Raw genomic sequence first — 7,403 nt, forward strand, 5'->3', positions numbered from 1 at the left:
AGATGTGTATAAGAGACACCCCCAACCCCTCCCCTGAAGGGGAGGGGAGGATACGGTCGGCGCTCTCCGCCGCCACGAACTTCCTTGCCGACGTCAGCGAAACCCCCCGCCTCGATGCCGAGCTGCTGATGGCGCATGCACTCGGCATCCCCCGCGAGCAGCTCCTGCTCAACCGGCTCGACTCCGCCACCCCGCACAGCTTCGGCCCGTTGCTCGCGCGCCGGCTCGCACATGAGCCGATCGCCTATATCACCGGCACCCGCGCGTTCTGGACGATCGAGCTCGCGGTCGGCCCGGGCGTGCTCGTGCCGCGCGCCGACAGCGAGACGCTGCTCGACGCAGCGCTCGCGCATTTCGGCAAGGCCGGACCGCGCCGTATCCTCGATCTCGGCACCGGCCCCGGAACGCTGCTGCTCGCCGCGCTCGACCAATGGCCGGGCGCGACCGGCCTCGGCGTCGATGCGTCGCCCGAGGCGCTCGCTTATGCGACGCGCAACGCCGCCACGCTCGGCCTCGCGACCCGTGCCGAATTCCGCACCGGCGATTGGGCGACCGGGCTCGACGGCGTGTTCGACCTCATCCTCTCGAACCCGCCCTATATCGGCGCCGACGAACCGCTCCCCGCCGAGGTCCGTGCGCACGAACCCGGCATGGCGCTGTTCGCCGGCGCCGACGGGCTCGACGACTATCGTCGCATCGCGCCGCAGCTCCCCGCCCTGCTCGCGCCCGGCGGCGCCGCGATCATCGAAATCGGCTCGACCCAGGCGCCTGCCGTCACCGCTCTGCTCGCCGCACAAGGCCTCGCGGTCGCGCTGCGGCACGATCTCGCGCGCCACCCGCGCGCGCTGATCGCAACGCACAGCGCGTGATATTGCGTTCGATCAGCACAATATTGTGCTTGGAGATTGCCTCGCGACCCGCTATTAGACAGCGCAGGGGCACGCATTCTCACCATAGTCGGTTGAAAATGGGCTGGTGTCCGCCTCCATCGTCATGCAGTCGCCCCGTCCGGCGACGCTGGCAAGCGCGCAATGCCGATGGTCGGTGGCCGGCGCGCAGGGGGCATTGCATCCATATTTCTGGAGCGTGACCAGGTTGGTTCCCAAGAACAGGACAACAAGACGTTGATCAATAATCGTCAGGCCGGCCGCCGTCGCGGCCGTGGCGGGCAGCAGCAGCGCTCGTCGGGTGGTGGTGGAAATCCGGGTCGTCAGGACACCGGCAACCGCATCGACAATCGCGCCCGCGGCAATGCCGCGCAATTGCTCGAGAAATATAAGACGCTCGCGCGCGACGCGCAGATGCAGGGTGACCGCGTCAACGTCGAATATTACCTCCAGTTCGCCGATCACTATTTCCGCGTGCTCGCCGAAACGCGCGCGCGCTTCGAGGAAAATGGCGGCGCGGTCTCGACCAAGCGGATTCAGGGCGCGACGCTCGACGAGGACGAGCCCGATTACGAGGACGAGGGCGAGCGCGTCGTCGAGCAGCCGCGTCAGGAGCAGGCCCGTCAGGACCAGCCCCGCCAAGACCAGCCCCGTCAGGATCAGCAACGCCACGATCAGTCGCGCGGCGATCAGCAGCGCGGCGGCCAGAACGGCTATCGCCAGGACGGCAACCGCCAGGATGGCAACCGTCAGGACGGCAATCGCGGTTACGCGCAAAACGGCCAGTCCAATCACGCTGCGGCGAACGGGCAGTCGAATGGGCAGCACGGCAGCGAGCAGCGCGAAGCCGCGCAAGGCTATGAGGATCGTCCGCGTGGTCGCGTGAATGGCAATGGCGAGGGCGGTTACGATCGCCAGGCCGAGCCGCAGCGCGAAGAACGTGCCGAGCGCCAGCCGCGCGGCGAGCGCTACGAGCGTCCCGACCGCGTGTCGCGCGCGCCCGAACCCGTCGCCGAAGCGCAGCCCGCCGGTGTGGAGCTTCCGCTCGACGCCGCAGCGCCGGTCGAGCCCGTCGCCGAAGCGCCACGTCGCGGGCGTGGCCGTCCACGCCGCGAAGTCGCGCCGATCGTCGAAGCGCCCGTGACGTCCGACGCAGCCGGCTCGGACGATGCCGGTTTCGAGGATAACGGTTTCGCCGCCGATCGCTTGCCGCCGTCGCTCAACGTCTCGGCAGTCGTCGAGCCCGAGTTCGGCCAGGAAGGCGACCTCGTCGAAAAGCCACGCCGCCGTCGCGGCCGCCCGCCCGCAACCGCGGCAACCACGGTCGAATAGTCACGCTATGTCCTCACCCCGGCCGCGCGCCGGGGTGAGCGTCCCACACGCTCGCCGCAGCGAAGGGATTGTAACACCGTCGTTATATTCCTAGCCTATTCCCCAAGATACGAAGTGGGGAGGCGACATGCGGATCTGGCTGGCGACGACGATGCTGTGGGCCCCGGCGCTCGCCTGCGCGCAGACCACCGCCCTACCGCAAGACGAAGGTGCGCGCTCGGGGCAGGGCGACGTCGCGGTCACGATCTACAATAACGATCTCGCCTTGATTCAGGACACGCGCCAGCTCGCGCTTCCACGCGGCCGCAGTCGCCAGGATTTTGCCGACGTCTCCGCGGCGATCCGCCCCGAGACCGTCACGCTCAAGACAACGGGCGCGAGCATCGTCGAGCAGAATTTCGATTACGACCTGCTCTCGCCGCAAAAGCTGATGGACAAGGCGGTCGGCCAGACCGTCACGCTTGTCCGCACCAACCCCGCGACCGGCGCCGAGACGCGCGAGGAGGCCCGCGTGCTCGCCAACAATGGCGGCACGATCGTCCAGATCGGCAGCCGGATCGAAGTGCTCGACCGCAGCGCCGGTCGCGTGATCTTCCCGACGCTGCCGCCCAATCTGCGCGCGCGCCCGACCTTGTCGGTCACGCTCGACAGCGATGCGGCGGGGACGCGCCCGGCGACGCTCAGTTATCTGTCGCGCGGGCTCGGCTGGAAGGCCGATTATGTCGCCTTGTTCGATGAAAAGGCGGGCAAGCTCGACGTCCAGGGCTGGATAACGCTGAACAACACCAGCGGCACGACCTTCACCGCCGCCAAGACGCTGCTCGTCGCGGGATCGGTCGGCAGCGCCGAGGACGACAATGGCCCGCGCTATTCCGCGCGCCCGACCACGCCGCGCGGCAACCAGTCGGGCACCGAGACCGCCAACCGCGAACAGCTCGGCGATTTCTACCTCTACCCGCTCGCCGAGCGCACGACGATTGCGACCGCACAGACCAAGCAAGTCAGCTTTCTCGACGTCGCCGGGTCGCCCGCCGCCAAGGCGTTTTTCTATCGCAACCCGTGGCTCGCGACGCAGAGCGAAGCCAAGAGCGTCGATACCGTGCTCACCTTCAGCTCGTCGCGCGACGGCGGGCTCGGCGATGCGCTCCCCGCCGGGACCGTCCGCGTCTATATGCGCGATGCGCGCGGCGCGCCGCAATTCATCGGCGAAAGCGCCATCCCGCACACGCCAATGGGCTCGCGGCTCGCGCTCAAGACCGGCGAGGCGTTCGACGTGAAGATGCTGCCGGTGGTGGAAAAGCGCGAGCGGATCTCGGCGGATCGCTGGCGCACGACGATGCGCTACACGCTGACCAACGCGCGCGCGACCGAAGCGGTCGTCGATGTCGCGCAGGACGGGCTCGACACTTGGTGGCACGACACCCGCGTCGTGACGGAGAGCCAACCGAGCGAGCGCGTCACCGCCGACGAGGCGGTGTGGCACGTCCGCGTCCCCGCCAATGGCACGGCGAGCGTGACCGCGACTTTCGACACGCGGTACTGAGCCCGGTGCGCCGCGCGCTGCGATGGCTGAGCGTGCTGCTCGTCGCGGTCGTCGCGCGCGCGGCGCCGGCGCAGACGGTCTCGCCCGCGCCCGACCGCGTTGCGGTGACGATCTACCGCGCGCCCGATCGATCGGCGGACTCGCCGATCGATCTAAGCTGGCTGGGCGGCTATGCGCTGATCACCGAGCAGCGCCGCGTGGCCATCCCGGCTGGGCGCACCACGCTCCGCTTCGAAGGTGTCGCGGCGGGGATCCTGCCCGAAAGCGCCATCGTGACCGGGTTGCCGAATGGCGTTCGCGAGAAGAATCTCGATGCCGAGCTGCTGTCGCCGCGCAGCCTCTACGCGGGGACTTTCGGCCGCCCCGTCACGCTTCGCCGCACCATCGCCAAGCGGAGCGTCGAAGAATCCGCGATCATCCGGTCGAGCCCCGATGGCGCGGCGATTGTCCAGACGCGCGACGGCGTGGTCGCGGTCGATTGCGGGCCGGCCACGGAGACGCTGGTCTATAATGGCATCGCGTCGGGGCTGTCGTCCAAACCGACTTTGTCGGTCGCGCTCGACTCGCCGCGCGCTGCGACCTTCACGATCACGCTGTCGTATCTTGCCTGGGGTTTCGACTGGCAGGCGAACTACGTCGCGACGCTGAAGCCGGACGGCCGCAGCGCCGACCTGCTCGCCTGGGTCACGCTCGCGAGCGGCGATTCGACGAGCTTCGCCGATGCCGAGACGATGGTCGTCGCCGGGCGCGTGAAGCGCGAGGACCGCGCGCCCTATCCATATGCGCGCGGCAGTGCACCGCTGACGTTTCACTGCTTTGCGCACCCGATCGCGGATTTGGTGCCCGGCGCACCGCCCCCGCCGCCGCCAGCCGAGACAATGGATATCGTCGTGACCGGAATGGCGATGCGCGCGCCGCGCCGGGTGACGCAGGAGGATCTCGGCGACCTCAAGCTCTACCGCGTGCCCGATCGCACGACGGTCGCAGCGCTCGCGCAGAAACAAGTGGCGTTGCTCGATCGGCAAGCCGTGCCGGTCGATATCCTGTATGTCGCGACGGTCGACGCTGCGGGCGAGGCCGGCGCGCCGCACCTCACGCTGCGCGCGCTCAATCGTAGGGCGAAGGGGCTCGGCGTGCCGCTTCCCGCCGGGCCGGTCGCGGTGTTTCAGCCGCGCGGCGATGCCGCCGTGCTGATCGGCGAAGGGGCGATCGACGACAAGGCAGTCGGTGAGCTGGTCGAGGCGAATCTGGCGGTCGCGACGCAAGTCACGCTCGAGACGACGCCGCGCGAGAGCGGCGCCAATCGCGGCAAGGCGTGGGAAGACGTCGCGCTGACCCTGCGCAACGCCAATCCTCATCCCGTCCGGTTCGAGTTGCAGTTCGATCCGCGGATTGCGCCGCGCGTGTCGCATCCCACGAGCGCGCTGACGCACACCAACGGCAAGCTGGTCTGGGCGATCGAGCTTCCCGCCAATGCCACGCGCGGGCTGGGCTATCGCGTATCGGCCGATCGCTAGCGATTGCAGGGCGCGGCTTCCCAAGCGCTGCCAAACGTGGAATCCTCCAGCGCCTGAGAGACTCGGCTGACGAGCGCAGACAGGAGAGAGCCAATGACGATCGCGGCAATCCTTCGCACCAAGGGCGGCGAGGTGGTCTCGATCACCGCCGAGCAGACCGTCGGCGACGCGGTCGCCTTGCTCGCCGAGCGCCGCGTCGGCGCGGTCCCGGTGATGGCAGGCGATGCGGTCGTCGGCATCTTTTCCGAACGCGACGTGATCCACGCGATCGCCGCGCATGGCGGCGCTGCGATGACGCGCAGCGTCGGCGACACGATGACCGCGCCGCCGATCACCGTCGCCCCGGGCGAAGCGGTGATCGGTGCGCTGTCGCTGATGACGCGGCGGCGGATCCGGCATTTGCCCGTGGTCGATCAGGGCCGCGTGGTCGGCTTCGTCTCGATCGGCGATCTCGTCAAATATCGCATCGACAAGATCGAGGCCGATGCCGAGGCGATGCGCAGCTACATCCAGTCGGCGTGAGGGTCAGGTCGGGATCGGCTGCTTGCGCACCACCGCGATGAGCTCGCGCACCGCGGCGCGCGAGAAGACGAGCAGCCAGCCGACATAGACGAGAGCACCGGTCGTCACGAGGATCGCAAGGTCGGGCCAGTCGGGTAGCGGCGGGAGCAGCGCCGCCACGAAGGTGACGCACAGTGCCATCGCGGTTGCCGCGCACAGCGCCGGCGAGATCGCGTGGAAGATTCGGCGCAGGTCGGTCCCGATCACGGGGAGCGAGCGCCACAAGCTGAAGCCGAGATAGATCGGATAGGTGAGGATCCACGCGGTGGCGAGGCCGGTCGCGCCCCATTGCACCGCGACGAGGAAGCCGCTCGACAGCACCAGCGCGCCGAATGCGCCGTTGCCGACGCCGATACCGGGGCGCCCGCGCGCATCGCAGGCGGGTTGCAGCAGCACTTGCAAGGTCATGAACGGCATCGCGAGCGCGAGCAGATGGACGACCGGCGCGGTCCCGCTCCATTTGTCGCCGAGCACCGCGTCGACCAGCGGCCGCGCGGTCGCTGCCAGCCCGAAATAGAAGGGGAGCGCCGCGAGCATTACGATCCGCACCGACCGGTCGAACGCCGCGGCGACCGCCGCGCTGTTATGCTGGATCCGGGCATAGGCCGAGAACGCGACTTCATTGAGCGGTGGCACGAATTTCGAGACAAACACCTGGGTCAGGAACAGGCTTTCGGTATAGAGGCCCAGCTCGTGCGGTGAGAAATGCCGGCCGGCGATGAACACGTCGGCCTGGCTCTGCGCGAACCAGAAGAGCTGGCCGATCGCCATCACCCCGCCATAGCGCGCGAGCGTGCCTGATCCGCGAAAGTCGAAGCTCGGCCAGACCAGCGACTTTGCGGCGATCGTCATCCCGATGGCACGCACGCCGAACAATACGAGTGGCGCGAGCACCAACGTCCACACGCCCAGTCCAGCCAACGCGCCGCCGAGCGCGGCGCTTGCGCTGGCGATCGAGGCAAGGATGTTGACGCGCGCCTGCAGCTTGAAGTCGAGCGTACGCGAGAGAAGCGCGTAGGGCAGCGCGATGAACGGGGTGGTCGCATAGAGCAAAGCCTGGACCTGCAGCATGTGGGCGACGATCGGCTGGCGATAGTAAGTCGCGGCGGCGGGGGCGAGGATGAACACCTGCGCTGCGGCGAGCAGCCCGTTGAGCAGCAGCAGCATCCCGAACAGCTGGCGGATGTCGCGTGGCGTGACCTGCGGCTTCTGGATCAGCCCACTCGCCAGGCCGTAGCCGTTGAGCATGTTGAGAAATACCAGCACCACGCCGGTCATCGCGAACAGCCCGTAATCGTGCGGGTTGAGGATGCGGATGACGAGGAAGGTCGAGGACCATTGCACCAGCTGCGCGAGGATCTGGCTGCCCGAACGCCAGATCACCGCACTGCGCACCTGATTGGATAGCGATTCGGTGGCGGGAATCGGGGCGTCGGCGGCGGCGGTCATGGAGCAACCCTTAGCCGCAAAGCCTTTAAGGAGCCTAAACCCGAGCGTTTCTGCGGGATTGACGCGGGATTGCAAGAAAAGTGCAAAAAAGGGTTTGACCGAATCAGGGGTGCC

Annotated in this window: 6 protein-coding genes; 5 read left to right on the forward strand and 1 reads right to left on the reverse strand. The window is 68.2% G+C overall.

Annotated elements, in window-relative coordinates; translation table 11 throughout:
* Positions 1 to 2 precede the first annotated feature (2 nt).
* The 5 genes from prmC (at position 3) to QN347_RS18275 (ending at position 5,801) form a co-directional block, all read left to right on the forward strand.
* The gene (gene prmC, locus QN347_RS18255) at positions 3 to 869 is read left to right on the forward strand and encodes a peptide chain release factor N(5)-glutamine methyltransferase (RefSeq protein WP_323494292.1); all 867 of its coding nucleotides are present in this window, start codon (positions 3 to 5) and stop codon (positions 867 to 869) included.
* A 255-nt stretch (positions 870 to 1,124) separates the two neighbouring features.
* Positions 1,125 to 2,219: a DUF4167 domain-containing protein gene (locus QN347_RS18260; protein WP_322162059.1), complete on the forward strand. Its 1,095-nt coding sequence runs from the start codon at positions 1,125 to 1,127 to the stop codon at positions 2,217 to 2,219.
* Between the two features lie 127 nt (positions 2,220 to 2,346).
* Entirely contained in the window at positions 2,347 to 3,762 is a 1,416-nt protein-coding gene (locus QN347_RS18265; protein WP_322162060.1) for a DUF4139 domain-containing protein, read from the forward strand.
* Positions 3,696 to 5,279: a hypothetical protein gene (locus QN347_RS18270; RefSeq protein ID WP_322162062.1), complete on the forward strand. Its 1,584-nt coding sequence runs from the start codon at positions 3,696 to 3,698 to the stop codon at positions 5,277 to 5,279. Before QN347_RS18265 ends, QN347_RS18270 begins: the two co-directional genes overlap by 67 nt.
* A 93-nt stretch (positions 5,280 to 5,372) precedes the next feature.
* Positions 5,373 to 5,801 (forward strand): CBS domain-containing protein, encoded by a 429-nt coding sequence (locus QN347_RS18275; RefSeq protein WP_322162064.1) that lies wholly within the window; start codon positions 5,373 to 5,375, stop codon positions 5,799 to 5,801.
* Between the two features lie 3 nt (positions 5,802 to 5,804).
* Here QN347_RS18275 and QN347_RS18280 read toward each other — a convergent pair whose 3' ends face one another.
* Positions 5,805 to 7,289: a lipopolysaccharide biosynthesis protein gene (locus tag QN347_RS18280; RefSeq protein WP_322162066.1), complete on the reverse strand. Its 1,485-nt coding sequence runs from the start codon at positions 7,287 to 7,289 to the stop codon at positions 5,805 to 5,807.
* Between the last annotated feature and the right edge of the window lie 114 nt (positions 7,290 to 7,403).

It is taken from the genome of Sphingomonas sp. 10B4 (assembly GCF_035019905.1).
GTDB lineage: Bacteria > Pseudomonadota > Alphaproteobacteria > Sphingomonadales > Sphingomonadaceae > Sphingomonas > Sphingomonas glacialis.